Annotated in this window: 23 protein-coding genes; 6 read left to right on the forward strand and 17 right to left on the reverse strand. The window is 64.5% G+C overall.

Going from position 1 to position 25,642, the window contains the following annotated elements; all coding sequences use genetic code 11:
• Positions 1–12 precede the first annotated feature (12 nt).
• From dnaG to GQY20_RS10480, 3 genes are read right to left on the reverse strand one after another with little or no spacing between them, the layout of a single operon-like run.
• Positions 13–1,866, reverse strand: a complete 1,854-nt coding sequence (gene dnaG, locus GQY20_RS10470; RefSeq protein ID WP_157217024.1) for a DNA primase — start codon at positions 1,864–1,866, stop codon at positions 13–15.
• Positions 1,863–2,300 (reverse strand): endonuclease domain-containing protein, encoded by a 438-nt coding sequence (locus tag GQY20_RS10475; RefSeq protein ID WP_408641075.1) that lies wholly within the window; start codon positions 2,298–2,300, stop codon positions 1,863–1,865. Before GQY20_RS10475 ends, dnaG begins: the two co-directional genes overlap by 4 nt.
• A gap of 36 nt (positions 2,301–2,336) precedes the next feature.
• Positions 2,337–2,789 carry a GatB/YqeY domain-containing protein gene (locus GQY20_RS10480; RefSeq protein ID WP_157217025.1) on the reverse strand — a complete coding sequence of 151 codons (453 nt, stop codon included), beginning with the start codon at positions 2,787–2,789 and terminating at the stop codon, positions 2,337–2,339.
• Between the two features lie 136 nt (positions 2,790–2,925).
• Here GQY20_RS10480 and carA point away from each other — a divergent pair, with 136 nt between their 5' ends.
• The 4 genes from carA (at position 2,926) to GQY20_RS10500 (ending at position 8,719) form a co-directional block, all read left to right on the forward strand.
• Positions 2,926–4,101, forward strand: coding sequence for a glutamine-hydrolyzing carbamoyl-phosphate synthase small subunit (carA, locus tag GQY20_RS10485; RefSeq protein ID WP_157217026.1), 1,176 nt, complete (start codon positions 2,926–2,928; stop codon positions 4,099–4,101).
• Between the two features lie 88 nt (positions 4,102–4,189).
• Positions 4,190–7,525: a carbamoyl-phosphate synthase large subunit gene (gene carB / locus GQY20_RS10490; protein WP_157217027.1), complete on the forward strand. Its 3,336-nt coding sequence runs from the start codon at positions 4,190–4,192 to the stop codon at positions 7,523–7,525.
• A gap of 78 nt (positions 7,526–7,603) precedes the next feature.
• Positions 7,604–8,080: a transcription elongation factor GreA gene (gene greA / locus GQY20_RS10495; protein ID WP_157217028.1), complete on the forward strand. Its 477-nt coding sequence runs from the start codon at positions 7,604–7,606 to the stop codon at positions 8,078–8,080.
• A gap of 12 nt (positions 8,081–8,092) precedes the next feature.
• Positions 8,093–8,719 (forward strand): rhomboid family intramembrane serine protease, encoded by a 627-nt coding sequence (locus tag GQY20_RS10500; protein WP_157217029.1) that lies wholly within the window; start codon positions 8,093–8,095, stop codon positions 8,717–8,719.
• A 66-nt stretch (positions 8,720–8,785) separates the two neighbouring features.
• Here the strand turns inward: GQY20_RS10500 and GQY20_RS10505 are convergent, their stop codons facing one another.
• From GQY20_RS10505 to serS, 14 genes are all read right to left on the reverse strand, one after another.
• Positions 8,786–9,013, reverse strand: coding sequence for a DUF4170 domain-containing protein (locus GQY20_RS10505; protein ID WP_157217030.1), 228 nt, complete (start codon positions 9,011–9,013; stop codon positions 8,786–8,788).
• A gap of 187 nt (positions 9,014–9,200) precedes the next feature.
• Positions 9,201–10,142: an N-acetyl-gamma-glutamyl-phosphate reductase gene (gene argC, locus GQY20_RS10510; protein ID WP_157217031.1), complete on the reverse strand. Its 942-nt coding sequence runs from the start codon at positions 10,140–10,142 to the stop codon at positions 9,201–9,203.
• On the reverse strand, positions 10,139–10,945 hold the full coding sequence (locus tag GQY20_RS10515) for a C40 family peptidase (RefSeq protein WP_332836089.1): 807 nt from the start codon (positions 10,943–10,945) through the stop codon (positions 10,139–10,141). The genes argC and GQY20_RS10515 overlap by 4 nt, the downstream gene beginning before the upstream one ends.
• Positions 10,946–10,988: 43 nt before the next feature.
• Entirely contained in the window at positions 10,989–11,327 is a 339-nt protein-coding gene (locus GQY20_RS10520; protein WP_157217331.1) for a MarR family transcriptional regulator, read from the reverse strand.
• 191 nt (positions 11,328–11,518) lie between these two features.
• Positions 11,519–12,901 carry a leucyl aminopeptidase family protein gene (locus tag GQY20_RS10525; RefSeq protein WP_157217032.1) on the reverse strand — a complete coding sequence of 461 codons (1,383 nt, stop codon included), beginning with the start codon at positions 12,899–12,901 and terminating at the stop codon, positions 11,519–11,521.
• A 60-nt stretch (positions 12,902–12,961) separates the two neighbouring features.
• The gene (locus tag GQY20_RS10530; protein WP_157217033.1) at positions 12,962–13,507 is read right to left on the reverse strand and encodes an AAA family ATPase; all 546 of its coding nucleotides are present in this window, start codon (positions 13,505–13,507) and stop codon (positions 12,962–12,964) included.
• A gap of 54 nt (positions 13,508–13,561) precedes the next feature.
• Positions 13,562–14,632, reverse strand: coding sequence for a phytase (locus GQY20_RS10535; RefSeq protein ID WP_157217034.1), 1,071 nt, complete (start codon positions 14,630–14,632; stop codon positions 13,562–13,564).
• Positions 14,632–17,463: a TonB-dependent receptor gene (locus GQY20_RS10540; RefSeq protein WP_157217035.1), complete on the reverse strand. Its 2,832-nt coding sequence runs from the start codon at positions 17,461–17,463 to the stop codon at positions 14,632–14,634. Before GQY20_RS10540 ends, GQY20_RS10535 begins: the two co-directional genes overlap by 1 nt.
• Positions 17,464–17,553: 90 nt before the next feature.
• Positions 17,554–18,549 (reverse strand): alpha/beta hydrolase, encoded by a 996-nt coding sequence (locus tag GQY20_RS10545; RefSeq protein WP_157217036.1) that lies wholly within the window; start codon positions 18,547–18,549, stop codon positions 17,554–17,556.
• 76 nt (positions 18,550–18,625) lie between these two features.
• On the reverse strand, positions 18,626–19,960 hold the full coding sequence (gene rimO, locus GQY20_RS10550; protein ID WP_157217037.1) for a 30S ribosomal protein S12 methylthiotransferase RimO: 1,335 nt from the start codon (positions 19,958–19,960) through the stop codon (positions 18,626–18,628).
• 66 nt (positions 19,961–20,026) lie between these two features.
• On the reverse strand, positions 20,027–20,341 hold the full coding sequence (locus tag GQY20_RS10555; RefSeq protein ID WP_157217038.1) for a hypothetical protein: 315 nt from the start codon (positions 20,339–20,341) through the stop codon (positions 20,027–20,029).
• A 61-nt stretch (positions 20,342–20,402) separates the two neighbouring features.
• Entirely contained in the window at positions 20,403–21,467 is a 1,065-nt protein-coding gene (locus GQY20_RS10560; RefSeq protein ID WP_157217039.1) for a peptidoglycan DD-metalloendopeptidase family protein, read from the reverse strand.
• Between the two features lie 39 nt (positions 21,468–21,506).
• Positions 21,507–22,271, reverse strand: coding sequence for a 5'/3'-nucleotidase SurE (gene surE / locus GQY20_RS10565; protein WP_157217040.1), 765 nt, complete (start codon positions 22,269–22,271; stop codon positions 21,507–21,509).
• Positions 22,271–23,548, reverse strand: coding sequence for a serine--tRNA ligase (gene serS, locus GQY20_RS10570; protein WP_157217041.1), 1,278 nt, complete (start codon positions 23,546–23,548; stop codon positions 22,271–22,273). Before serS ends, surE begins: the two co-directional genes overlap by 1 nt.
• Positions 23,549–23,707: 159 nt before the next feature.
• On the opposite strand from serS, the gene GQY20_RS10575 reads away from it, so the two are divergent.
• Both GQY20_RS10575 and GQY20_RS10580 read left to right on the forward strand, forming a co-directional pair.
• Positions 23,708–24,289 carry a hypothetical protein gene (locus GQY20_RS10575; RefSeq protein ID WP_157217042.1) on the forward strand — a complete coding sequence of 194 codons (582 nt, stop codon included), beginning with the start codon at positions 23,708–23,710 and terminating at the stop codon, positions 24,287–24,289.
• Positions 24,290–24,467: 178 nt separating this feature from the next.
• Positions 24,468–25,232, forward strand: coding sequence for a hypothetical protein (locus GQY20_RS10580; protein WP_198350902.1), 765 nt, complete (start codon positions 24,468–24,470; stop codon positions 25,230–25,232).
• The last annotated feature ends 410 nt before the right edge of the window (positions 25,233–25,642 follow it).

Consider the following 25,642-nt stretch of genomic DNA (forward strand, 5'->3'; position numbering starts at 1 on the left):
TTACGCCAGTCCTCAATATGCTGCGCCATCCTGGGGTTGCGCCAGTGCCGCCAGTGACCGATCCGCCTCTTCCCGCGCCGCTCTCAGCCGCCGCTGCTCGGCGAAGCCCGCTTCGTCGGGGGCCTCCATCAGCCTCGCAGTTGCGGCCGCGAGCGCAGCGTCGAGTTCCGGCCTCGCCGCCAGCGTTTCGATCGCCACTCCCAGATCGCGCGCAGCACGATCCGAATCGGCATTGCTTCGCAGAAACGAAAAGGCAAGCCCGTTCGTCCCGCGAAGCTCGTCTGCCAAGCCTTTCAACCCGGTTGACGCCAATATGGTTTCAAGCTGTTGTTCTTCAAGCACAGAGGCTCCAAAGGCCGCATCCAGCAGCACCGATCGTAACCTATCGAGCGGCGGATCGGTGAGCGGCAGTGCGGCAATAGCCTCGGAATGGGCGGCAATTTCACGCGGATGGCGCAAGAGGCCAGCCAGGATGGCCCGCGTCATCAGCCTCTCCATGCCGCTTCCGGCCAGTGATTTGGCCTGCTCCGTTGCCGGCTGGAATGCCGGCTGCCAGCGCGTCTGCCGGCCGCCGAAGCGTTGCTGCGGCGCGCGAGCGCGGGGCTTGGCCGATTCATAGAGAGCATCAAAGCGGCGACGGAATTCGGCCATATATTGGCCGCGCACATCGCCATCACGGATCGTTTCGGCATGGTTGGCGAGGCGCCGTCGGAACCCGGCGCGGGCTTCCGGCGTGGTCAGCGGCTCGGCTGCGAGCTCATGCCGCCACAGCCGGTCGACCAGCGGCTCGGGTTCGGCGAGCAGCGCCTCCAGCGCGGCGCGGCCTCGAGTGCGAATGAGATCGTCCGGATCCTGGCCGGCCGGCAACGATACGAAGCGCAGTGAACGGCCTGGGCCGAGCATCGGCAGTGCCCGAACTGCGGCCCGTATTGCTGCCTTCTGTCCGGCGGCGTCGCCGTCGAAGCAGAGAATGGGCAGGTCGACGAGCCGCCACAGCCGCTCCATCTGCCCCTCGGTCAGCGCGGTACCGAGCGGTGCCACCGCCTCTCCGATTCCGGCCTGGTCGAGCGCGATGACGTCCATATACCCTTCCACCACGATCAGCCGCCCGGATTTGCGGCTTGCCGCACTGGCGCGATCGAGGTTGAAGAGGGTGCGTCCCTTGTCGAACAGCACCGTTTCGGGCGAATTGAGATATTTCGGCTCACCCTGGCCGATGATGCGGCCGCCGAAGGCGATCACCCGGCCGCGAGGATCGCGAATCGGGATGATCAGCCGACCCCGGAACCGGTCATAGGGTTCCTTGTCCTCGGCCGCGATGAGCAGGCCGGTTTCCACCAGCTTGTCCTGGCCCAGCGATGCGAGCGCGCTCTTCAGCTTGCCTCGAGAATCGGGCGCGAAGCCGAGATTGAAATTTCTGACCGTCTCGGGCGTAACGCCGCGCCGCTCTATATAGGCACGCGCCTCGCTGCCGCCGATGCCGGCGAGCTGCTCCGCGAACCATTCCGCTGCCTTCCCCGCGACGTCATACAGGCTGCTCGCGCGCTCGGCCTTGTCGCGCGAGCGGGGATCGGCCGCAGGAACCTCCATGCCGGCGGCCTGGGCGAGCTCCTTTACCGCGTCCATGAAAGGCAGCCCGCGCTGGTCGGTCATCCAGCGGATGGCATCGCCATGCGCGCCGCAGCCGAAGCAATGGTAGAAGCCTTTCTCGTCGTTGACGTAGAAGCTCGGCGACTTCTCGTTGTGGAACGGACAGCAGGCCCGGAATTCGCGCCCGGCCTTCTGCAGCTTGGTCGTCCGGCCGATCAGCGCGGACAGCAAGGTGCGCGTGCGCAATTCGTCTAGGAACTGGGGGGAGAGGCTCATATGCGCTCTCTCTTCCTGCCAAGGGAGGGGGCCGGGGGATGGGTGGCGCCGCCGCCCGAGAAGCGATGGAAGCGCCTTGCAGACTGTCCTTTCGCTGTTTCGACGATCGCCGGCAGAACGCCTTCCAGATTTCCCATCACTTCCGCATTCGTAAACCGAACCACCCGATATCCGTTTCGCCCGAACAGATGGTCCCTGTCGGCGTCCCTTTTCCGATCATGCGTGTCGCCGTCGATCTGGACAATCGAGGCGAGGCTTCGGCAAACGAAATCGCAGATGCACCCGCTGACCATTATCTGGCGGCTGAATTTGAACCCCTCCAACCGCGGGGACCGCAGCGCCAACCAAAGGCGCTGCTCCGCAGGCGTCGTGGCGCTCCGCATGGAACGCGCAAAGGTGGCAAGCCTGGGATCAATTCTGCGCGGCAAACCCACCCCCTAACCCGCTCCCTTGGCAGGGAGAGGGAATCGCTAGGACAGCATAGCCTTCACGAGGCCGCTGGCCTTACCCATGTCCATCTTGCCGGCGAAGCGTTCCTTTACCGCCGCCATAACCTTGCCCATGTCCTTGACCGAGGCTGCGCCGAGCTCGACGATGATGGTGCCGATCGCGGCCTTGGCCTCTGCTTCGTCCATCTGCTTGGGCAGAAAAGCTTCGATCACCGCGAGTTCGGCCTTCTCGGCGGCGGCCAGTTCGATGCGGCCACCCTTTTCGAACATATCGATCGATTCGCGGCGCTGCTTCGCCATTTTCTGAAGCACTTCGCTCACCACGACATCGTCGTCCGCGGCGGCCGAAGCCGTCCTGAGTTCGATGTCGCGATTCTTGATGGCGGCCTGGATGAGGCGAATGGCGGCCGTGGTATCGGCGTCGCGCGCCTTCATCGCGGCGATCTGCGCCGCCTTGATCTCGTCTCGAATCATGAAGCCTCGAACAGCGGTTAAGGGGAAGCATACAGGATAACTCCGCCTGCCGATTTTTAATAGATTGACCCGCAGTGCCGTGCCACCTATCGACCCCGCCGTTTACCCACTTCCCGAGCACAAGGAGAGCCAGCCCGTGGCCGAGACTAAGCACGCGCGCCCGCAACCTGAAGGAGCGACAGGCGTGTTGGTACTGGCTTCAGGCGAGATCATATGGGGCCGTGGTTTCGGCGCCGAGGGCCAGGCCGTCGGGGAGCTGTGCTTCAACACCGCCATGACCGGCTATCAGGAGGTGATGACCGACCCATCCTATGCTGGCCAGATCATCACCTTCACCTTCCCGCACATCGGCAATGTCGGCGCCAATCCCGAGGATGTCGAGGCGATCAATCCGCATGCGCTCGGCTGCGTCGTGCGCGAGGACGTTACCGCGCCATCCAACTTCCGGGCGACGCAGGGTTTCGATGCCTGGCTGAAATCGAACGGACGGATCGGCCTCGCCGGAGTGGACACGCGCGCGCTGACCCGCGCGATCCGCATCCAGGGTGCGCCCAACGCGGTGATCGCGCATGACGCCAAGGGCGTGTTCGACGTCGACGCGCTGCTCGCCGAGGCGCGCCGCTGGCCCGGCCTGGAGGGCATGGACCTCGCCAAGGAAGTTTCGTCCACGCAGAGCTACAAATGGGACGATGGCCTTTGGACGCTGGGGGAGGGCTATGCCACGCACAGCGCCAATCCCGAGGGCCCGCATGTCGTCGCCATCGACTACGGCCTGAAGCGCAACATCCTGCGCAATCTCGTTGCAGCGGGCGCGCGTGTCACCGTGGTGCCGGCGACGGCGACTTTCGAGGAGGTGATGGCCCATCAGCCGGAAGGCGTGTTCCTCTCCAACGGCCCCGGCGATCCGGCCGCGACCGGCGAATATGCGGTGCCGGTGATCCGCAAGCTGCTGGAGGTCGGCAAGCCGCTGTTCGGCATCTGTCTCGGCCACCAGATGCTGGGCCTTGCCGTCGGCGCGAAGACGTACAAGATGCATCAGGGCCATCGCGGCGCGAACCATCCGGTGAAGCGCACCGAAGACGGCCGCGTCGAGATCACCAGCATGAACCATGGCTTCGCGGTGGATACGGAGACGCTACCGGCCAATGCGCGCGCCACCCATGTGAGCCTGTTCGACGGTTCGCTGGCAGGTCTGGAACTGACCGACAAGCCGGCCTTCAGCGTGCAATATCATCCCGAGGCGAGTCCGGGTCCGCAGGACAGCCACTATCTCTTCGAGAAATTCGTGGGCGCTCTGAGGAAAGAGGCGTGACGCTTCTTCTCCACGAAGCGCTCAAACTGACATTCTGCCTCGCATATGATGGCGGGGGATGCGTCGCTCAGATCGGAACCGAACAATAATGCCCAAACGCACCGATATCTCCTCCATCCTCGTCATCGGCGCCGGTCCGATCGTGATCGGTCAGGCCTGCGAGTTCGACTATTCGGGTACCCAGGCGATCAAGGCGCTGCGCGAGGAAGGCTATCGCATCGTCCTGGTCAATTCGAACCCGGCGACGATCATGACCGATCCGGATCTGGCCGATGCGACCTATTGCGAGCCGATCACGCCCGAGATCGTGGCCAAGATCATCGCGGCCGAGCGCCCCGACGCGGTGCTGCCGACAATGGGCGGGCAGACGGCGCTCAACACGGCACTGGCGCTGTTCCATGACGGCACGCTCGACAAATATGGCGTCAAGATGATCGGCGCCGATGCCGAGGCGATCGACAAGGCCGAGGATCGGCTGAAGTTCCGCGACGCCATGGACAAGATCGGCCTGGAGAGCGCCCGTTCGCGTATCGCCCATACGCTGGAGGAAGCGGTGGCGGCGCTCGACCATGTCGGGCTGCCCGCGATCATCCGGCCGAGCTTCACGCTCGGCGGGACCGGCGGTGGCGTAGCCTATAACAAGGACGAGTTCGTCAAGATCGTGACCGGCGGCCTCGACGCCTCGCCGACCACCGAGGTGCTGATCGAGGAATCGCTGCTCGGCTGGAAGGAATATGAGATGGAGGTCGTGCGGGATCGCAACGACAACGCCATCATCATCTGCTCGATCGAGAATGTGGATCCGATGGGTATCCACACCGGCGACTCCATCACCGTCGCGCCGGCGCTGACCCTGACCGACAAGGAATATCAGATCATGCGCAACGCGAGCATCGCGGTGCTGCGTGAAATCGGCGTGGAAACAGGCGGTTCCAACGTGCAGTTCGCGGTCAATCCGAAGGATGGCCGCCTGGTCGTGATCGAGATGAACCCGCGCGTCAGCCGCTCCTCGGCGCTCGCATCCAAGGCGACGGGTTTTCCGATCGCCAAGGTCGCCGCCAAGCTCGCCGTCGGCTATACGCTCGACGAGATCATGAACGACATCACCGGCGCGACGCCGGCCTCGTTCGAGCCGACGATCGACTATGTCGTCACCAAGATCCCGCGCTTCGCATTCGAGAAGTTCAAGGGGGCGGAGCCGCTGCTTTCGACCGCGATGAAGTCGGTCGGGGAGGTGATGGCGATCGGCCGCAATATCCACGAAAGCATGCAGAAGGCGCTGCGCGGGCTGGAAACCGGCCTGTCGGGCTTCAACTATGTCGAGGCGCTGCAAGGTGCGTCGCAGGCCGAGATCGAGGCGGAACTCGCGCGGCCGACGCCGGACCGGTTGCTGGTGGCGGCGCAGGCGCTGCGCGAGGGCTTCACGATCGCGCAGATCAATCGCATCGCCCATTATGATCCCTGGTTTCTGGAGCGGCTGGCGGAGATCGTCGCGGCGGAGAAGGACGTCGCCGAAAATGGCCTGCCCCGCGATGCGACCGCGCTGCGTACGCTTAAGGCGATGGGCTTTTCCGACAAGCGGCTGGCTTTCCTGGCGCTCCAGTCGGCCAATGTGCCCGGTGGCATGGACCGTGCCGTCGCGCGTGGCGGCGGGCTGATCCGCGACGCGGTGAGCGCGATGACCGGCGGCGTGACCGAACAGGAGGTACGCGCGCTGCGTCATCGCCTTGGCGTGCGTCCGGTGTTCAAGCGCATCGATACCTGCGCCGCCGAGTTTGAAGCCAAGACACCCTATCTCTATTCCACATATGAGGTGCCGGCTTTCGGCGAGCCCGAATGCGAGGCCAATCCGAGCGATGCGAAGAAGATCGTCATCCTCGGCGGAGGTCCGAACCGGATCGGGCAGGGGATCGAGTTCGACTATTGCTGCTGCCACGCCTGCTTCGCGCTGGCGGAAGCGGGCTATGAGACGATCATGGTCAACTGCAACCCGGAGACGGTGTCGACCGACTACGACACCTCGGACCGCCTCTATTTCGAGCCGCTGACCGCGGAGGACGTGCTGGAGATACTGCATGTCGAGAAATCGAAGGGAACGCTCGTCGGCGTGATCGTGCAGTTCGGCGGGCAGACGCCGCTGAAGCTGGCGCAGGAGCTGGAAAATGCCGGCATTCCGATCCTGGGCACGTCTCCGGATGCGATCGACCTCGCGGAAGACCGCGAGCGTTTTGCCGACCTGATCGGCAAGCTCGGCCTGCTGCAGCCTGCGAACGGCATCGCCCGCAGCCGCGACGAGGCGATCGCGGTCGCCGAACGGATCGGTTATCCGGTGCTCATCCGTCCGTCCTACGTGCTCGGCGGCCGAGCGATGGAGATCGTCGACGGACCTGCACAGCTGGATGCCTATATCGCGACGGCAGTGCAGGTTTCCGGCGATTCGCCGGTGCTGATCGACCAGTATCTGCGCGATGCGGTGGAAGTGGACGTCGATGCGATCGCGGACGGCACGGACGTCACCGTCGCGGGCGTGCTGGAACATATCGAGGAAGCGGGAGTCCATTCGGGCGACAGCGCCTGCTCGCTGCCGCCCTACAGCCTGCCGGCGGAAATCGTCGCGGAGATCGAGCGCCAGGCCGACGCGCTGGCGCGGGCGCTGAGCGTCAAGGGACTGATGAACATTCAGTTCGCGGTCAAGGACGGCCAAGTCTATCTGATCGAGGTCAATCCGCGCGCCAGTCGGACGGTGCCGTTCGTGGCCAAGGCGATCGGCCAGCCCATCGCAAAGATCGCGTCCCGGGTGATGGCGGGCGAGAAGCTCGCCAGTTTCCCCAAGATCGACCGCAACGTCGATCATATCGCTGTGAAGGAAGCGGTATTTCCCTTCGCGCGCTTCCCCGGCGTCGATCCGGTGCTCTCGCCGGAGATGAAGTCGACCGGCGAGGTGATGGGCATAGACAGCGATTTCGCAACGGCCTTCGCCAAGTCCCAGCTCGGCGGAGGCGTCGTTCTTCCGCGCAGCGGCACCGCTTTCGTCTCCGTCAAGGCGACCGACAAGCCGCACATTCTGCCGGCGGTACGGCAACTGATCGACCTCGGCTTCCGTATCATCGCGACCAGCGGCACGGCGGACTATCTCCGCGAGAACGGGCTAACCGTCGAAACGGTGAACAAGGTGGCCCAGGGCCGGCCGCACATCGTCGACCGGATCAAGGACGGTGAGGTCGATCTGGTGTTCAACACCACGGAGGGTTGGCAGTCGTTGAAGGACTCCTCGCTGATCCGTGCTTCGGCCCTGCACGCCAAGGTGCCGTGCTACACCACCGCGGCGGCAAGTGTCGCTACTGCACGCGCAATTGCCGCATTGCGGGAGAGAAGCCTTGAAGTGCGCCCTCTCCAATCATATTATTCGACTTCGCACGCTTGATCCCGACATTTTTGGATGGTGCGGCCGGTCTTCGAGGCGAAGGCCGTCTGGAAGCGAGTTTTTGACGAAGGAAACGCCATGGCGACGGTGGAAAAGCTCCCGATGCTGGCTGAAGGGCAGAAGATGCTGCTCGACGAAGCCGCGCGTCTCAAGGCGGAACGTCCGCTTGTGATCGACGCGATCGAGGAGGCGCGGGCGCACGGAGATCTCTCCGAAAACGCTGAATATCATGCCGCTAAGGAGCGCCAGGGCCAGATTGAGGCGATGATCGCCGATATCGAGGACAAGCTCAGCCGTGCGGTGATCATCGATCCCAAGACGCTGTCGGGCGACAAGGTGATCTTCGGCGCGACGGTGACCCTGCTCGACGAGGACGACAAGCCGATCAAATACCAGATCGTCGGTCAGACCGAGGCGGATGCGAAGTCAGGAAAGATTTCTTACAATTCGCCGCTCGGCCGCGCCTTGATCGGTCGCAAGGTGGATGACGAGGTCGAGGTCACCGTCCCGTCGGGTGACCGCTATTATCTGGTCTCGAAAATCGAATTTATCTGAGGAAGGTGGCCCATGCAGGGCCCGCGCGTTCGCGCAACCAATGCCATTGCCGGCGTTACCGTCCTTGCCTGGGCGGCGGTGGCCATGCTTGGCCTTCAACAGCAGGCATGGACCATGGGCGCATTCGTGCCGGCGCGGGTCGGTGAGCCCCTCGGTGCGGCGGCAATTCCCTTCTGGCTGACGCCGTTGACTGCGACGCTGCTGCATGGCGGCCTGCTGCATCTCACGCTCAACCTGGTCATGTTCTTCTATTGTGGGAGACAGGTCGAACTCGCGCTGGGATCGGCCGGACTGGTGCTGCTCTATCTGATCGGCGCTTATGCTGCGGCGCTGGGCCAATATCTGCATGATCCCGCCAGCCAGGTTGCGATGATCGGCGCAAGCGGTGCGATTTCCGCGGTCTTCGGGGCCTATGCGCTGCTCTACGGGCGCCGGCGGCTGATCGGCGGCAATGCCAGGGTCTCGGGCGTGCTCAATCTTTTATGGCTGCTCGCCGCCTGGGTCGGGCTCCAACTGCTCATTGGCATCGCGACCTCCGGTGGCGGAATGCTCGTGGCGATCTGGGCGCATATCGGCGGCTTCATGGCGGGACTGATCTTCACCCGGCCACTTCTGATGTGGCGATACAGGCACGCCTGAGGCGTTGCTTCCGCAAAAGCGACCGGCCCCGATCGATTTCGCGGCCAATGCTGCAAATCGCGGCGTTTATTTCTGCGTGAGATCCAGCTCGGGCTCGAGCAGGCGGTGGAGATGCACCACCACATAGCGCATCTCGGCATCATCGACGCTGCGCTGTGCGCGGTCCCGCCAAGCATTTTCCGCTGATTTATAATCGGCGAAGATGCCGACGATATCCAGCTTGGAAGGATCCTCGAAATCCAAGCCCTGCGGATCGCGGACCCTGCCCCCGAAAACGAGATGAAGTTTGCTCATGCGGTGCGATATAGCAATGCGGCCACCTTTTGGCCACAGGACGTAACAACGATCGTCTCGCTTTTCGCACTGTCGCGATTGCATGGTTTGCAACCATCGCCGCGCCGTCCTCCTGCAGAAGCCAGCATGACGCTTGAGACCGAGAAGGCGTAGCGGAGACCCGGTTAGGAGCTTCCGCTGCAGGGTTTCAAAGTTGCAGACCGGTGGTTTCGCCGAGGCCGGCCATCAGGTTCAGATTCTGGACGGCGGCGCCCGATGCGCCCTTGCCGAGATTGTCGAGCAAGGCGACGAGCCGGCCCTGACCGGTCTTCTCGTTACCGAACACGTAAAGCCTCAGAAGATCCGTGCCGGCGACATCCTCGATCCGGAGTATCGCATGCTCGTCCTGATCGACCTGGACGAGGGTGCTGCCCTGATAGGTTTCGGCAAGCAAAGCGCGGATCGCCGCGATGTCCGGCCGGGTGGGCAGTGCGTGGAGATGAAGCGGCACTTCGACGATCATACCGCGCAGCGTATGGGCGACCGCAGGAAGGAAGATCGGCGCGACCGAGAGGCCGGCATGGGTGGTCATCTCGGGCACATGCTTGTGGGCGAGGTTCAGGCCATAGATCCGGAACGCGGTATCGGTGGCGTCGGGCGCATTGGGATCCTCGAACGCCGCGATCAGAGCCTTGCCGCCGCCGGAATAGCCGGAGGTGGCGTTCACGCTGAGCGGCCAGTCGGCCGGCAGCAGGCCCGCGCGCACCAGTGGCCGGACGAGCGCAAGGAAACCAGTCGGATAGCAGCCAGGATTGGACACCCGCATGGCTTCGGTGAGCTTCTCCCTGCTGTCGGGCTCGAGCTCAGCAAAGCCGTAGGCCCAGGTCGGATCGACGCGATGGGCGGTCGAGGCATCGATCACCTTGGTACGATCGTTGCGGATCAGCGAGACCGCCTCACGCGCCGCATCGTCCGGCAGGCAGAGGATGACGACATCCGCATCGTTCAACGCCTCGGCACGGGCGGCGGGATCCTTGCGACGAGCCTCGTCGAGCACGATGACGGCAACGTCCGTATGGCCGGCCAGTCGATCGCGGATCTCGATCCCCGTCGTACCGGCACCACCATCGATGAAGACATTGACGCTCACGCTATTCTCCTGCGAGCCAAGATCGGCCGCTCATATGTGGGTTGCAACCGCGTCACGACATCCCCGAGTGGCTCGATCGTGACCGACATCCAATAGGCGTTGGCATGGATCAGGCGAGCGCCATCCACCATCAGGCCGACATGTCCGGGAAAGAAGATCAGATCGCCGCGGCGCAGATCGCCGTCTATTTCCTTACCGATGGCCCGCTGCTGATCGCTGTCACGCGGGCTGGTCACACCGCACAGGCCGAGCGCGAGCTGAACCAGACCGGAGCAGTCGATGCCGTTGCTCGTGCGGCCGCCCCAGAGATAGGGCGTGCCGATCAGCCGTTCGGCGACGGCGACAGGGTCGCTATCGTGGTCAGCCAAAGCGCGCAGATGGCGATGATGGACGTAGCCGATCGGGCAGGCGACGAAATCGCCCTCACGTTGGCCTGCGACACGCGCGCCCATCGGAAGCGCGTCTATGGCTGGCGCCTTGATGCTCGGTTGCGAGAAGATCGGTGCGGACAGTGCCGAGACGATGTGGCTCGGTTCCGTCGCCACGTCGAGGCTAGCTGCGGGAATGTAACCGACATAATGATCGTGCCCGCAATAGCCCCAGGCCCAGCCGCCGGAAATATCGAGCACATAGAAGTCCTCGCCGAACAGCAACTGCGACACAGCGGTCGCTCCAACGTCACCTGCGCTGCGCACCATGGCGAAGGGCATGAGACAGCCGCGCCGCTCCGCACGAGCATAGTGTGGCGCGAATATGCGATCGGCGAGTTCGAGGTCGGCGATGTCCTGGCGTACCGCGCATATGCGCCGATCGACCTGGCGCGATCGGCCGGCGAGACGGAAGCGGCTAGCCGCGCGCGGCCCTGGCGCGGCCGTTGATGCCGGCGTCTGGCTTGGCGTCAGGTTCGATAAGGTGTCCGAAGCTTTCAAGGAATTCCGTTCCGTTGCGCGTGCGCGCGACGAAGATGTTGCGGCGATCCGCCTCGTCGCGTTCGCGGCGCAAATAGCCGAGCGTGCCAAGCGTATTCAAGGCGCGAGTGACGACCGGCTTCGAAACGCCCAATATTTGCGCAAGGCCGCGAACGGTATGCGGCCCCGGGGTCAAATAGACCACCATGAGCAGGGCCATCTGGCGGTTGGTGAGATCCGGGTTGCCGGAGCGCACATAGCCGACCAAGGTTTTCATCCAGCCGGTCAACGCGATATCGGACACGATCACTTCCCCGAAAACGGTGCTCCCTGGCGTGACGGAGCGAATCATTTCCGGAAAACAACGAAGGTCGAGCGGGCTGGTTGCACCCTTTCGCGAGGCTTTTGGCAAAAATATTGCGAAACTGTCTCATTCGCAGCGGAATCGTGTGTCAGTTGCGCCGAACGTCAGCCGAAACGTGTCCTGACCATCTCCCACGCTGCGCGCAGGCCCAGCGCTTCCCCGCCCTTCGGGCGTCCGGGCTTGCTGGCGGGCGTCCAGGCAAAGGTATCGAGATGTGCCCAGGCGGTTTCGGCGGGGACGAACTTTTCGAGAAACAGTGCCGCCGTCACGGCACCGGCAAAACCACCGCTGCCGGCATTGTTGATGTCTGCCGATTCGGATTTGAGCATGTCGAGATAGGGTTTCCATAACGGCAGGCGCCAGATCGGATCACTCGCCCGGTCCGCTGCGGAGAGCAGATCGGCGGCAAGCGTCTCGTCATTGGAGAACAGCGCCGGGAGATCGGGGCCAAGCGCGACGCGCGCGGCGCCGGTCAACGTCGCGAAATCGAGGATCAGCGCGGGCTTGTCCTCGCCGGCGCGGGTGATCGCATCGCCGAGGACCAGGCGGCCTTCGGCATCGGTATTGCCTATCTCCACCGATAGGCCGGCGCGGCTGCGCAATATGTCGCCGGGACGAAAAGCCTCGGCCGAAACCGCATTCTCCACGGCGGGGATCAGCAGATGCAGGCGCACGGGAAGCCGGGAGAGCATGATCAGCCGGGCCAGAGCGAGGGCATGGGCGGCTCCTCCCATATCCTTCTTCATCAGCAACATGCCCGATGCCGGCTTGATGTCGAGCCCGCCCGAATCGAAGCAGACGCCCTTGCCCACGATGGCGATCCGCGGATGGGCGGGATCGCCCCACTCCAGTTCGATCAGGCGCGGCGCACGAGCCTGCGTCGCGGCACGGCCGACTGCGGCGACCATCGGATAGGATTTGGCGAGCGCATCGCCCTTGGTGACGATGACCTTTGCGGCGCAGGATTTGGCGATTGCCTCCACTTCGGCTTGCAGCTCCGCGGGCCCCATGTCCGCGGCCGGTGTATCGACCAGATCGCGTACCAGCGCGACCGCGTCGGCAAGCCGGACGGTCTCATCGATCCGGGCCGGTTCCCCCGTCAGCAGCACACGCTGCGGGGCGGCATCCGCCTCATGCTTGTAGCGGTCGAAGCTATGCTGGGCCAGCAGCCAGCCGAGCGCCGCCACGCCGGGTTCGCCCTCGGAAAGACGGTAACTGCCCTCCGGGAGCTTGGATGCGGCACCGGCCAGATCCCAGGGACCGGGCGTGGCCGGCATGCCGACCGCTGCCGACCAGTCGGACGGCTTGTCGCCGGGGAGGATCACGAAACTGCCTTCCTTGCCCTTGAAACGCGCGGCCGCGACTGCGGTACGCGCGCGTTCGGGCTGCCGCTTCAGCCATTGATCGAAGCTCTGGGCGCTGACGGGATGGATCAGATGGGCGTCTTGTCCACGATCGGCCTGCAGGAGGGCGGTGAAGTCTGTCATGAATCCGCCATATCGCCAAAGGCGGGCGCAACCTAGACCTTACCTCCCGGATCGTCCCGATCAGGCGTCGATCATTTGCCGAACGAAGCGCACGCGTTCCTCGACCGGCGCCAAGGGAAGCGGAACCAGCATATAGCCCAGCTCGGCATAGACGTGGGCGATCATGCGGAAGGTGGCTTCTGCCTCTTCGGGCGATTGCTTGCGCTCGTCGTCATGGGTGTAGATCTGCGGCCACCAGGGCGCGATGAAGACGCGCCGAGCATAGCGGAAGCGGTGGGCTGCAACCTCAACATGGCGCGGCACTGCTGCCCCGATCAGGCGCAGATAACCGAGCACGTCAGGCACGCCGCGATCGAACAGCACCGGGCCATCGATCGCGCCGGCCATATGGTAGGAGCGCATTTCCCAGCCGAGCATCTGTTCGGCGAAAGCCAGCGTATTCGCCCAGGGCAATGCGTCGCCGCCGATCGCGACCTGATCCCGGATGATCGCACGGCCGGCTTCGGCCATATGCGGCAGCCCCTCGCGGCCGAGCGCTGCGACCAGGCTGCTTTTGCCCGATCCTGGGCCGCCGGTCACGATGTGCAGATTGTCGGGGTAATTCATGCCTTTTCCCATTGGTTGCGGCCCTGTCCGCCACAGCCGATGGGATGCGGCGGATTATTCCGGCAGACCCAGCGCCAAGCGGATGTCGTCCCAGGCGAGCAGCTTGAAATTCTGCGCCTCCGGCCTGTTGTCGCCATCCTGTGCGACGAAGAGACCGCCGGGATAGTTTGGCCCGAAATCGCCCAGCACTAGTTCGATGCCGTCGGTATCGCTGGCGCCGTCGATCGCGCCGGACGCGATCCGGAAGCGGCCAGCGTAGGCGCCATCGGGCAGCCGGTAAAGCGTATAGGCGTTGTCGCCCTGGCTGGATGCGATCAGATAGCCGCCGTCCGCGCCCTTCGGCGCGATCGCCAGTCCTTCGCTGTCAGCGACCAGCGTCTCGCCGTCGACGGTGGCGAAGCGCACGGGGGCCGGCTGCGGCTGGGCCAGATCGAAGCGCCAGATCGCGACATCCTCCTCGGACACGTAGAGCTGTTTCGTGCGATCGTCGACAACGCAGCCTTCCGACAACGTGACGTTGGTCATGGTCCGCACGATACGCGCCTTGGGCAGCGCCCCGGCGACGTCCAGCTCGAGATCGACGATCTTCCCCGGCTTGATCACGACGAAGGCATGCAGGCCGGCGCCGACCTTGCCCATGCAAAAACCATAGGCCTCGCCCGCGCCGACCGGCAGAGTGCCGATACGGGTAAGCGTCGCGCTTTGCGGATCGAGCGTGAAGAGGGCGAGCTTGGCCTGGTTTCGATCCGTGCGGTCGCTGGCACCGACCAATATGGCAGGCGCGCCGTTGACGGTGACGCCATCGCGCAGGTCGGCATTGTTGATGTCCCCGGCGGCTAGGAAGCTCTTCTTCGCGCCGTCGAGACCGTAGACATAGATGCCGGCCTTCTTGTCCGTACCGATGACGAGGCTCGCGGCGGGGTTCGTCGGGTTGCGCCAGATCGCCGGATCGTCTGCCGCATCGGCATGGGCGGTGGCGACCGCCACCGTCTCCGCGCGGGCGTGTACCTCTCTGGCAGGGGTGGCGGCAGCGATCCGATCGGCGACGGGTGCTGCGGGCCTTTTCGCCGGAGCGCAGGCGGCCGTTGCGGCGGCCACTGCGCCGAGCATCCAGAGACCGCGCATCAGAAGCTCGCCTGCACGCCGAATTTCGCCGTCCAGCTATATTCTTCATATTGCAGGAGGCGGCGGCTGCCCGCCAGATTCTGATAGGCGAAATAAGGCGCGTCGGTGACGTTTACCCATTCTGCGAAGATGCGTACGCCCCTCATGACGCGGTATTTGGCACTGAGATCGAGCTGGAAATGCTTGGCCACGTAGCGATCCTCCGATGCCGTGTCGCCGAGCTCGTCGAGATATTTGTCCCGAAAAGTGCCTGCGGCTCGCAGCGACAGCGGTCCCTTCTCATATCCGAGCACCACGTTGAAGGTATGTTTGGAAGAGGAGGGCAGGGCAATCTTGCGCGCTTCGGCGAGCGAGCCGTCCGTCGGCACCGTGCCCTTGGCATCGGTATAGGTGTAGTTCGCCTGAAGCAGCAGTCCATCGAAGGGGGACGGCAGGAATTCGAAGGCCTGGTTGTAGCTCAGCTCGAAACCCTTGATCCTGGCACTACGTCCGTTCTGCGGGATCGTCGCCTCCAGCGTCTGGCCATTATAATCATAGTCGTCGATCACCACGTCGACGGCGTAGTTCTTCACATCCTTGTAGAAGAAGCCGCCGGAAACCGATGCGTTACGGCCGAAATAATATTCTGCGGAAAGATCGAAATTCCAGGCGCGATAGGGTTTCAGCGCGGGGTTGCCGAACTCGCCCTCATCATCCTCGATCACCACGCGCGGCGCGAGCTTCGAGAGTTTTGGCCGCACGAGGCTCTTATAGGCGCCAGCGCGCAGAACCAGATTATGCCTCGGTTCGTACCGAATGGTGAGGCTCGGCAGCCAGTCCGTGTAGCTGCGTTTCAGCGTCTGCGGCGTGACCACTACCGCCTCATCCTGGGTCACGTTGCCGTCGTCGTCCTCGACTTCGGGCAGCAGCGTGACGGTGTTGCCTGTCAGGCGATTGCGGGTGCGTTCCATGCGCACACCGCCGATCACCCGCAGCGTGCTGCTCTCCCAGCTGCCGAGCAGGTAGGCGGCGGTGATGTCCTCCCGCACGCTGTAATCCGATTCCGCCGAGGACTGCGCCGTATCGAGCGGGTCGATCGCGAAGGAGGACAGGTTGGCGTTGAAGAAGCGACGGAAGCCCCTGCGTGCCATCGCCGGCTCGATGTTCGCGAGGGCATAGTCCTGGCTCCCGGTGAGGCCGCTCTGCGCCAGGGTCAGATCATCGTCGCCGTCCCATTCGTACACGTCGATATCGGCATCGTAGCTTTTCTTGCGCCAGCGCGCCTTGGCGCCGGCCTGGAGCGTGAAGGTGCCGCCCGTCATCGCGAATTCACGGGCGACATCGGTCTTCAGCGACCATTCGCGATCCTGCGAGTTGCTGAGCGTCGTGCGTTCGAGCTTGTCGAACTCATATCCCGACGGATCGAGGAAGGCCGCATTGCCCCTGTCGATCGTGTAGCCGGTGTAGCGCGGCTTGGAATAATCGAAGGTGACGCCGAAATCGTCGCCGTCGTCGAACTTGCGCTCGAACACGGCGGGGTCGAGCGAGCCATGCTCGGTCTCACTCGATTTCGCCCAGCTTCCCATATAGGTCAGCTTCCAGGGGCCGGTCTCGGTCTCGCCGCCGAGCGTCAACGAGCGGATGCGCTGACGTTCGAAGCGGTCCTTGAGATCGCGCTGGACGCTGATCTCGCCATCGGCGGAATCGAATGTGGCGGTCTTGCCGGCGGTGCTCGACGGTGCCTCGTCCATTTCGAAGGTCAGGCGGCGGCGATATTCCTGATCGTCGAACTGGCTGTAAAGGCCTCGGGCGTAAAGCTTGGTGGTGTCGCTCGGCCGATAGTCGAGCGAGAGCGACGCGCCGATCCGCTTGCGGGTGACGTCATAGTCGCGATATTCGACGGTATCGGCATAGGGATTGCCATGATCGTCGATGTCCCAGCCGTCCATTTCCATATTATCGGTCGCAAAGCGGCGCTTGTAGTAGGAAAAGCCGCCGGCAATGCCGAAATTGTCCGTCACCCGGGTCGAAAAGTCGAAGCCGCCCTTGGGCGTCAGCGACTGTGTCTTGTCGTTGTAGCTGCCTTCCAGCTTGACGCCGAGCAGGTCCTTCTTGCGATCGAAGGCGCTGGTCGTGTTGATTTCTATGGAGGCGCCGATCGTGTCGCCGTCCATGTCCGGGGTCAGCGATTTCTTGACCTCGATGGATTCGATGAGTTCGCTCGGGATGACATCGAGCGCGACCGAGCGGACGTCGGACTCGGGCGCAGGCAGGCGCACGCCGTTGATCGAGGCGGCGTTCAGCTCGGGATCGAGGCCGCGTACCGAGACGAAGCGGCCTTCGCCCTGATCGTTGAGAATGTTCACGCCAGGCAGGCGGCGTAGCGATTCCGCGACATTCTGATCCGGGAACTGGCCGATCGCATCGCGGGTCAGCACGCTCTCGATGCCGTCGGCAGCACGCTGGCGGGAGAGGGCGCTCGCCTGATTGGCGATCTGGCCGACCACGAGGATGGTGCTGTCATGGGTGGAACCCAGCGCGATCCGCGCGGTGGTGATTCCCGCTGCATTCACCGTGATGCTTTGGCGCTCGCTCTGCGCACCGACATAGCGCGCTTCGAGCGTGTAGGTGCCTGCAGGTACGTCCGGGAAACGAAAGCTGCCATCGCGCTCGGCCTCGGCCGAGCGATTGAGCTCGACGATGCGCAACTGTGCACTCTGCAGGGCACGCGTGCCCGTGCCGTCGGTCACCGTGCCGCTGATCTCGCCGGCTTGGACGGTGGCAGGAAAGAGAAGCGCAAGCGCACAAGCGGCAGCGAGGGTGGCGTGGCTCGCGCCCGCGAAGCATTTCATAACCGGTTCCTGTCAGATTTGTAATGTCTGAAGGGCCAGTGTCAGTTGTGCTTTGCGGTAGCGTGACGTCCCGGTGACGCTTTGATAACTCTAAAATTTCGGTTTCGTGACGATGCAATAGCCCAATGCCTTACGCAGCGAGACGGCCTGATCCACGAAATTCTCGATGCGGTTCCAAAAAAGCCTCCGTGTTCCAGCGAAATTATGCATGTGCGCCATGCGCGGCGCGACGAACAATGCTCGGTCGCTTGCCGAGGAGAAGGCTGCCAGTTCCTCGATCGGTGGACGGCAGACGTCGCGTTCGCCCATCGCGACGAGCACCGGCACATCGATCGCCGCGGCTTCGGCGGCGACCACGCCTGGCAGCACCAGGGTGGTCGAAAAGCCGGGCGTGGTGAGGCTGCCCCAGGCCGGCGCGGTCCCGCGGATCGGCATGCCTCCGGACACATCCGCATCGACCAGCGCGGGCGGCACGTCCTCCCAGTGGAAAACCCAGGGCCAGTCGGTTCCTCCGATCGTCAGCACAGCGGCCTCGGCCGGCGTCGCATCTTTCGGAATGAAGATCGGCTTTTCGCCGGGGCGCATCGGCATGGTGGTGCAGACCATGCTCGAACCGAGAACCGCGACCGCATCGAAGCTGCGATGATGGGCTTGCATCGCCACCAAGGCATGACCGCCCATCGACTGGCCGATGCCGACGACCGCAGAAGGGCGCAGCGGCGCGATACCAGGGCGCAGCGTGCCGTCACGCAGCCGGGTGAGAATGCTCTGGAGCGCGGCGTGATTGGCCGCGGCGACGGTCTCGAGGCTGGTGACGTCGGGCGGCGGAATGCTGCTGTCGCCGGCACCGAGATGATCGATTGCGATCGTGGCAATGCCCCGCTCGGCGTGCGCGGCGGCTTCGCTGTAGCCTGGTTCGGCAATGTCGAAATAGTGCCGATTATAGCCGCCGCCCGGCAATGCGACGATCACCGGCAGGTCCGGCGCGGGATCCACTGGCAGATGAACGGTGGCCGCGATTTCCCAACTGGTGCCGGTGCCGGCCGCTGGCACGTTGATCCCCATTTCGATGCGGCGATGGGCCATGTCTCTCTCCCCGGTCTTTATTTTGGGAAGCGAGCATAATCCGCCGCCGGCCCTGGCGCATCGGGGATTGTTGGCGTCAGCTTGCGACAGGTACCCCGAACAGATCGTGATCGTCGGCATCCTCGATGGCGACCGTCACGATGTCGCCGGGCACAAGGCCGGGGGCGTCGCGCAGATGAACCTCGCCATCGATCTCCGGTGCGTCCGCCTTGGAACGCCCCGTGGCGCCGCCTTCTTCGTCCACCACGTCGATGATCACGTCCAGGGTGCGGCCGATCTTCGCCTGGAGCTTCGCGGCGGAGATGGCGGCCGTCTTCTCCATGATCCGGGCGTAGCGCTCTTCCTTGATCTCCTCGGGCACCGGATCGGGCAGGGTATTGGCGGCGGCGCCCTGCACCGGCTCGAACCGGAATGCGCCGACGCGGTCAAGCTGCGCTTCGTCCAGCCAGTCGAGCAGATATTGGAAATCCTCTTCCGTCTCGCCGGGGAAGCCGACGACGAAGGAAGAGCGGATCGCGATGTCCGGCGCCTGGCGACGCCAATCCGCGATACGCTCCAGCACTTTGGCCTCGTTGGCCGGGCGCTTCATTGCCTTCAGGACCTTCGGGCTCGCATGCTGGAACGGAATGTCGAGATAGGGGAGCACGAGGCCCTCGGCCATCAGCGGAATGACCTGATCGACGTGCGGATAGGGATAGACGTAGTGGAGGCGCACCCAGGCGCCGAGCCTGCCCAACTCGCGGGCAAGATCGGTCATGTGCGCACGAACCTCGCCGCCCTTCCACGGCCAGGCCTTGTGGCGGATATCCACGCCATAGGCCGAGGTGTCCTGGCTGATCACCAGCAATTCGCGGGTTCCCGCAGCGATCAGCTTCTCGGCCTCGCGCAGCACCGCATCGGGCCGCCGGCTGACGAGATCGCCGCGGATCGAGGGGATGATGCAGAAGGCGCAGCGATGATTGCAGCCCTCGGAAATCTTCAGATAGCTGTAGTGGCGCGGCGTGAGCTTCAGCCCCGCCTCGGGCACCAGATCGACGAACGGGGAGGCGGGCACAGGCGCCGCCTCGCGCACCGCGCCGACCACGGCTTCATATTGGTGCGGGCCGGTGACGGCGAGCACGTCCGGAAAACGGGCGCGGATGGTCTCGGCCTCGTTGCCCATGCAGCCGGTGACGATCACGCGGCCATTCTCCGCAATCGCCTCGCCGATCGCTTCGAGGCTTTCCTCCTTCGCGGAGTCGAGGAAGCCGCATGTGTTGACCAGCACCACGTCGGCGCCGTGATAATCGGCGGAAAGCCCGTAGCCGTCGGCGCGCAGCCGGGTCAGGATCCGTTCGCTATCGACCAGCGCCTTGGGGCAGCCGAGCGAAACCATGCCCACTTTGGGCGGGGAGGGAAGTTCTATCGCCATGATGAAGGCGCGCCACATAGTGTATCGCGCACGAAATTGCGAGAGGGCGCGCTAGTAGAATATCTGTCAGCCGGACAGATGCTGGAGCACCTCGGGCGTGACGTCCCGTCCGCCGGACAAATTCGAGATGGTTGTGCCGACCGTCCAGATCGGGCCCCACGGGATACCCCACCAGCCGAGCAGCAGCGAGATCACGCTGAACAGCGTCGCGGTCTGCCAATGTTTTTCGTCGGCGCGCAGGAAATAGATGTTGGACGAGCGCTTGAAGCTCATCACCAGGATCGAGATGCAATATTGATAGTGCACGAACCGGCCGCCGCGCTCCAACTCCGCATTGAGCGCGTCGACCGTCATGCCGTCGATGCCGACGATCTTCGTCATGATGTTCCCCCGAAAACCCCGGGGCAAGCTAGACCGATCGAGAGCGAAAAAGCCAGTTCGATCAGCTGCGCGGCAGATATTTCATCGGATCGACGGGCAGGCGCTTTTGCCGCATTTCGAAATGCAGTCGGGGCGTGTCGCTGGTGCCGTCGTCACCGGCGCGCGCGATCACCTGACCCTGTTTCACGGCCTGCCCGCGCGACACGCCAATAGCATCGGCATGACCATAGGCCGTGATCCAGCCATCGCCGTGGCGGATCAGGACGAGGCCGCCGAGACCGGCCACTTCGGTACCGACATAGGCGACGATGCCGTCGGCGGCGGCGCGGATCGGCGCACCACGATCCGCCGCGATATCCAGCCCGTTGCTGACGATGCCATTGCCCTTGCTGCCGAAGCTGGTGAGGATCTTGCCGTTGAGCGGCCAGACGAACTGGCCCGCGAAGCGGGGCGGCTCGCCGACCGCCACGCTCGGGGCGAGGACGCGCTTGGGAGTCTCGACCGGCTTCACGGTCTTCTCGTTCGATGCGAGCGCCGGCTCGCCGCCCGTGATGAGATCGTCGATATCGATGCGGAAGGCCGCGGCGCGCTGCTCCACCGTCATCGACGAGACTTCCGCCTTGCTCGGCAGCAGCAGGCGCTGGCCGGTGCGCAGGATATAGGGTTCCTCGAGCTGGTTCATGGTCGCGACCTGGGACCAGTCCACCCCATAGGCGCGCGCGATGGCGATGCCGCTCTGCCCGGCGCGAACCAGGTGATAGCGGCCGCCTGGGATCTTCAGCTTCTGCCCCGTGTGGATGACGAATGGCGGCGGAATGTTGTTGACCCGGGCGATCGCTTCGGATGCCGCTCCGGTCTTGTTCGAGATGCTGCGCAGGCTGTCGCCGGCCTTCACCGTGTAGACGGAGCTCGCTATCTCGACCGCGTCGGGTTCAACCGCCTGCGCGCGCCAGGAAGGAATGCTTTCGGGAATGTCCGGCGCTACGACTTCCAGCCGCGGCGCGGGCGCGGTCGGGAGAGGCCGGCCCTTCCCGGGCCGCGGCGCCTTTGCCGGGCGATCCATGTTGGGAATGCATGCCGCCAGGAAAAGCGGCAGGATCAGCGCGAGGCGTGCATAAGGGCGCATGATCCGATCCTTAGCAGCATCGCCCCCACGATCCATAGCTTATGGATAGAGGCCGGCGAGCAGCCCGAGCGTCGGGCTGTGGGTGAGATCGAGGTGAAGCGGCGTCACCGAAACATAGCCGTCGGCGATCGCTTCCAGGTCCGTCGAGTGCGCGGGCGTGTGCAGCATCGGGCCGAGCCCGAACCAATAATAGTCGTAGCCGCGCGGATCGGTGCCCTTGACGATCGTTCCGCGGCCATAATCGCGCAGACCCTGCGAGACGACGCGGATGCCGCGCACCTCCGCTGCGGGTAATGCGGGAAAGTTGACGTTGACAAGGGTGCGCGGGGCGAGCGGGGCTTCGAGCAGCGGGGCGAGCACTTTCGCGCCCCAGACCTCGGCGGCGGAGAAAGGAACGCTGTCGCCCATGCCTTCGCGCGGATAATCCTGGCTGAGGGCGATCGAGCGCACCCCCGCCAGCGCGCCTTCCATCGCGGCCGAGACGGTGCCCGAATAGGTCACGTCCTCGCCAAGATTGCCGCCGCGGTTGACGCCCGATAGGATGAGGTCCGGCGGATTGTCCTTCAGGATCATGCCGAGCGCCATCATCACCGAATCGGTGGGCGTGCCGGTGACGCTGAAGCGGCGCTCGTCATGCCGCCGCAGCCGCACCGGCCGGGTGAGTGTCAGCGAATGGCCGGCGCCCGACTGTTCCTCGCTCGGCGCGACGATCCAGATATCGTCCGACAGCGTGCGCGCGATGGTTTCCAGCACGGCGAGACCCGGCGCGTGGACACCGTCGTCGTTGGTCAACAGGATGCGCATCAGGGCTCCAGCACTTCGAGGCCGCCCATATAGGGGCGCAGCACGTCCGGCACGCGTACGGAGCCGTCCGCCTGTTGATAGTTTTCGAGCACCGCGACGAGAGCGCGGCCGACGGCGAGGCCAGAGCCGTTCAGCGTATGGACGAAGCGCGTGCCCTTTGCATCGCCGGCCGGGCGATAACGGGCGGCCATGCGCCGCGCCTGAAAGTCGCCGCAATTGGAGACGCTGCTGATTTCGCGGTAGCGGCCCTGGCCCGGGAGCCAGACCTCCAGATCGAAGGTGCGCAACGCAGTGAAGCCCATGTCGCCGGCACAGAGCAGCATGCGGCGATAGGGCAGGTTCAGCCCCTGCAGTACTGCTTCGGCGGACGCGAGCATGTGATCATGCTCCGCTTCCGACTGTTCCGGCGTGGCGATTGCCACCAACTCGACCTTGTCGAACTGGTGTTGGCGGATCATGCCGCGCGTATCGCGGCCAGCGGCACCGGCCTCGGAACGGAAACACGGGGTGAGGGCCGTGAAGCGCAGCGGCAGCTGGCTTTCGTCGAGGATCTGCTCGCGCACGAGATTGGTGAGGCTCACCTCGGCCGTCGGGATCAGCCAGCGCCCATCCGTGGTGCGGAAGAGATCCTCGGCGAACTTGGGGAGCTGGCCCGTGCCGAACACGGCCTGATCGCGCACCAGGAGCGGTGGCGCCACCTCGGTGTAGCCGTGCCGTGCTGTCTGAAGATCGAGCATATATTGGCCGAGCGCGCGATGCAGGCGGGCCATTCCGCCACGCAGTGCAGCGAAGCGCGCGCCCGAAATCGCTGCCGCTGCTTCGAAGTCGAGGCCCAGAGCCGGGGCGAAATCGGCATGCTCGCGCGGTTCGAAGGCAAATTGGGCCGGCTGGCCCCAGCGAGCCTTTTCGACATTCGCCTCTTCGTCGGCGCCGTCGGGTACATCCGCCGCAGGAATGTTCGGCAGCGCCGCCAGCGCATCTTCGATCGCTGCTGCTGCGGCCGCCTCCTCGGCTTCCAGCGCGGGCAGCCTCTCCTTGATCGCGGCGACTTCCGCCATCAGCGCCTGGGCGGTCTCTTCGTCGCGCTTGGCCTTGGCCTGGCCGATCGCCTTGGACGCCTCGTTCCGGCGCGCCTGAAGCGTCTGCAATTCGGTGACCAGCGCCCGGCGTTGCTCGTCCAGCGCAAGCAGCGCGGTCGACGGGGCATCGAGCCCGCGTCTGGCGAGGCCGGCATCGAAGGCGATCGGATTGTCCCGGACGAGGCGAATGTCATGCATGGCCGGGCCTATGACGGGCAGCGCGGCGCAAGACAACCCTGCAGAGGCCGATGGTGTCGGCACGGTTCGTCGTCTTAACCACCCACCTTGCCTTCGGTGGGCATCCGAAACGGGATTTGCGCGTTACGCTCGGCGTGTAGCGTCAGATGGGAGTATGATGTGAAGACCAAACTTGCACTGTTTGCGACCGCAGCTCTGGTTCTCACCGGCGCTCCGGCGCTTGCCCAGACCGCACCGGAATCGACCGCCACGGCCTCTTCCGCCGCGGCAGGATCTACGTCGGTCGCCGTCACTGCGGGTGCCCCGGTCTTTGATCAGACAGGCGGAACGGTAGGCAAGATCGACACGGTCGAAGGCCAGTTCGCAGTCCTCGCGACAGACAAGAGCAAGGTCCGCCTGCCGCTGACCTCATTCGCGAAAGGCGACAAGGGCCTCATCATCGGAATGACCAAGGATCAGATCGATGCCGCTGCGTCGGGCGCGAGCGCCTCGATGCAGAAGGATCCCACCAAGCTGGTTACAGTCGGCGCGACCGTCAAGGATACGTCCGGCGGCACCGTCGGCACCATTAAGGAGGTGGATGCGCAATATGCGCTGATCGCCACGGCCAACAAGGAGGTGCGTCTGCCGATCACGGCTTTCGGCGCCGGCACGGATGGTCCGGTGATCGCGATGACGGCTGCGCAGCTCGATCAGGCTGCTTCGGCCGCGGGCGGCGGACAGGCGCCGCAGTCCAACTGACGATAGCCGGGCCAGCGCCCGGATGAAAAGAAGAAGGGCTCCGATCCCCCCGATCGGAGCCCTTCCTTTTGCGAACTCACGCCCGCCGTGCGCCTTGGAAGCCGGAGGCGCGGATCAGACCTTCGCGCTGCCCAGCTTCTTGCGGGCGACAAGTGCGCCGGCGGCAGCGCCGAACAGAATGAGCATCGGCGGCGCCGGAACCGGCTTGGGGCCTCCGCTGGAGCCGTGGCTGCTCCCGCCATGGGAGCTGCCGCCGTGCGAACTGCCGCCGTGGCTGCTTCCAAAGCTGCTCGATCCGCCGGTGGCGCCGCTGCTCGTGCTGGTGGAGGAAGATGTCGACGAAGAAGTGGAACTGCTCGTCGAGGAGGACGTGGACGAAGATGTCGACGTGCTGGATCCGCCGGTTGAGGTCGAGGTGCTCGATCCGCCGGTGGACGTGGAGGTGCTGGAAGCGCCCGATGATGTGGAGGTCGATCCACCACTTGTGCTCGTCGATCCGCCGGAGCTCGAGGAGGTGGAGGAGATGAACCAGCCGCCGCTGGATCCGCCGCCGCCGCCCCAGAAGCCGCCGCCGCCCCAGAAACCGCCGCCTCCGAAGCCGCCGCCGCCTCCGCCGACCACGACCGGAGCCCCGCCACCGCCGCCGCCGCCCGCCGGCATCGCTGCCGCGATCGGCACCGGCGCGGGGGCTGCGCTCGCTACGGTAATCGCTGCGGGCGCACATGCAGTCTGTGTCGTGGTTATCGTCTTGACGCGACGGATCACCTTACGCTGGGCGACGCGGACGGGCGCCTTGGCATGCTTGATATATTGCCGCTTGATGTCGGTGCGCGGCGCCTCGGCGATATGCACGGCGCCGCCACCGATGATCGCTCCGCCACAAGCGCAGGCACATAATTTAGCCAAGGCCATCCGTACCGACATCGCGCATACTCTTTTCTAACGCCGCGGGAGTGGGCCGGAATTTCCGGCCGCCTCCACTGCCGACCTGATATGAAAGCAAATGCAGAACAGGAATTTAATTGCAAGTTCGTTAACTCTCTTTGTCGTCGTGAGTCGCATGGTTTCTTCGCAATGATGGTTACCGATAATGGTTAACGTACGATATTGGGGCAGATTGCAGACCGCGGCTTCAGAACCGTCGAGCCCGCGTGGGCTCGGATGGTGAGGTTAACGGAGAGGAGTTCCGAATCGGCCGGCGGTCAAATCGATCCTGGCGGGGCTTCAGCGGGTAACGCGGGCGACGAGCGCTTCCACTTTCGCGCCGACCGCGCGAAATCGTTGAGGTTCCGCCGCTTGTGCGGGAGCGGGCGCGCCGCTATTAGCCGCGGCTGGCGGAGGGCGGACGTATTT

This window comes from Flavisphingomonas formosensis, assembly GCF_009755815.1.
Lineage (GTDB): Bacteria > Pseudomonadota > Alphaproteobacteria > Sphingomonadales > Sphingomonadaceae > Flavisphingomonas > Flavisphingomonas formosensis.

Bases quoted from the DNA above. Each gene is read 5' to 3' on its own strand.
- dnaG (WP_157217024.1), bottom strand. From the start codon at position 1,866: ATGAGCCTCTCCCCCCAGTTCCTAGACGAATTGCGCACGCGCACCTTG.
- GQY20_RS10480 (WP_157217025.1), bottom strand. From the start codon at position 2,789: ATGATTCGAGACGAGATCAAGGCGGCGCAGATCGCCGCGATGAAGGCG.
- carB (WP_157217027.1), top strand. From the start codon at position 4,190: ATGCCCAAACGCACCGATATCTCCTCCATCCTCGTCATCGGCGCCGGT.
- greA (WP_157217028.1), top strand. From the start codon at position 7,604: ATGGCGACGGTGGAAAAGCTCCCGATGCTGGCTGAAGGGCAGAAGATG.
- GQY20_RS10500 (WP_157217029.1), top strand. From the start codon at position 8,093: ATGCAGGGCCCGCGCGTTCGCGCAACCAATGCCATTGCCGGCGTTACC.
- GQY20_RS10505 (WP_157217030.1), bottom strand. From the start codon at position 9,013: ATGAGCAAACTTCATCTCGTTTTCGGGGGCAGGGTCCGCGATCCGCAG.
- GQY20_RS10520 (WP_157217331.1), bottom strand. From the start codon at position 11,327: ATGAAAACCTTGGTCGGCTATGTGCGCTCCGGCAACCCGGATCTCACC.
- GQY20_RS10525 (WP_157217032.1), bottom strand. From the start codon at position 12,901: ATGACAGACTTCACCGCCCTCCTGCAGGCCGATCGTGGACAAGACGCC.
- GQY20_RS10530 (WP_157217033.1), bottom strand. From the start codon at position 13,507: ATGAATTACCCCGACAATCTGCACATCGTGACCGGCGGCCCAGGATCG.
- GQY20_RS10535 (WP_157217034.1), bottom strand. From the start codon at position 14,632: ATGCGCGGTCTCTGGATGCTCGGCGCAGTGGCCGCCGCAACGGCCGCC.
- GQY20_RS10540 (WP_157217035.1), bottom strand. From the start codon at position 17,463: ATGAAATGCTTCGCGGGCGCGAGCCACGCCACCCTCGCTGCCGCTTGT.
- GQY20_RS10545 (WP_157217036.1), bottom strand. From the start codon at position 18,549: ATGGCCCATCGCCGCATCGAAATGGGGATCAACGTGCCAGCGGCCGGC.
- rimO (WP_157217037.1), bottom strand. From the start codon at position 19,960: ATGGCGATAGAACTTCCCTCCCCGCCCAAAGTGGGCATGGTTTCGCTC.
- GQY20_RS10555 (WP_157217038.1), bottom strand. From the start codon at position 20,341: ATGACGAAGATCGTCGGCATCGACGGCATGACGGTCGACGCGCTCAAT.
- GQY20_RS10560 (WP_157217039.1), bottom strand. From the start codon at position 21,467: ATGCGCCCTTATGCACGCCTCGCGCTGATCCTGCCGCTTTTCCTGGCG.
- surE (WP_157217040.1), bottom strand. From the start codon at position 22,271: ATGCGCATCCTGTTGACCAACGACGACGGTGTCCACGCGCCGGGTCTC.
- serS (WP_157217041.1), bottom strand. From the start codon at position 23,548: ATGCATGACATTCGCCTCGTCCGGGACAATCCGATCGCCTTCGATGCC.
- GQY20_RS10580 (WP_198350902.1), top strand. From the start codon at position 24,468: ATGAGCATCGGCGGCGCCGGAACCGGCTTGGGGCCTCCGCTGGAGCCG.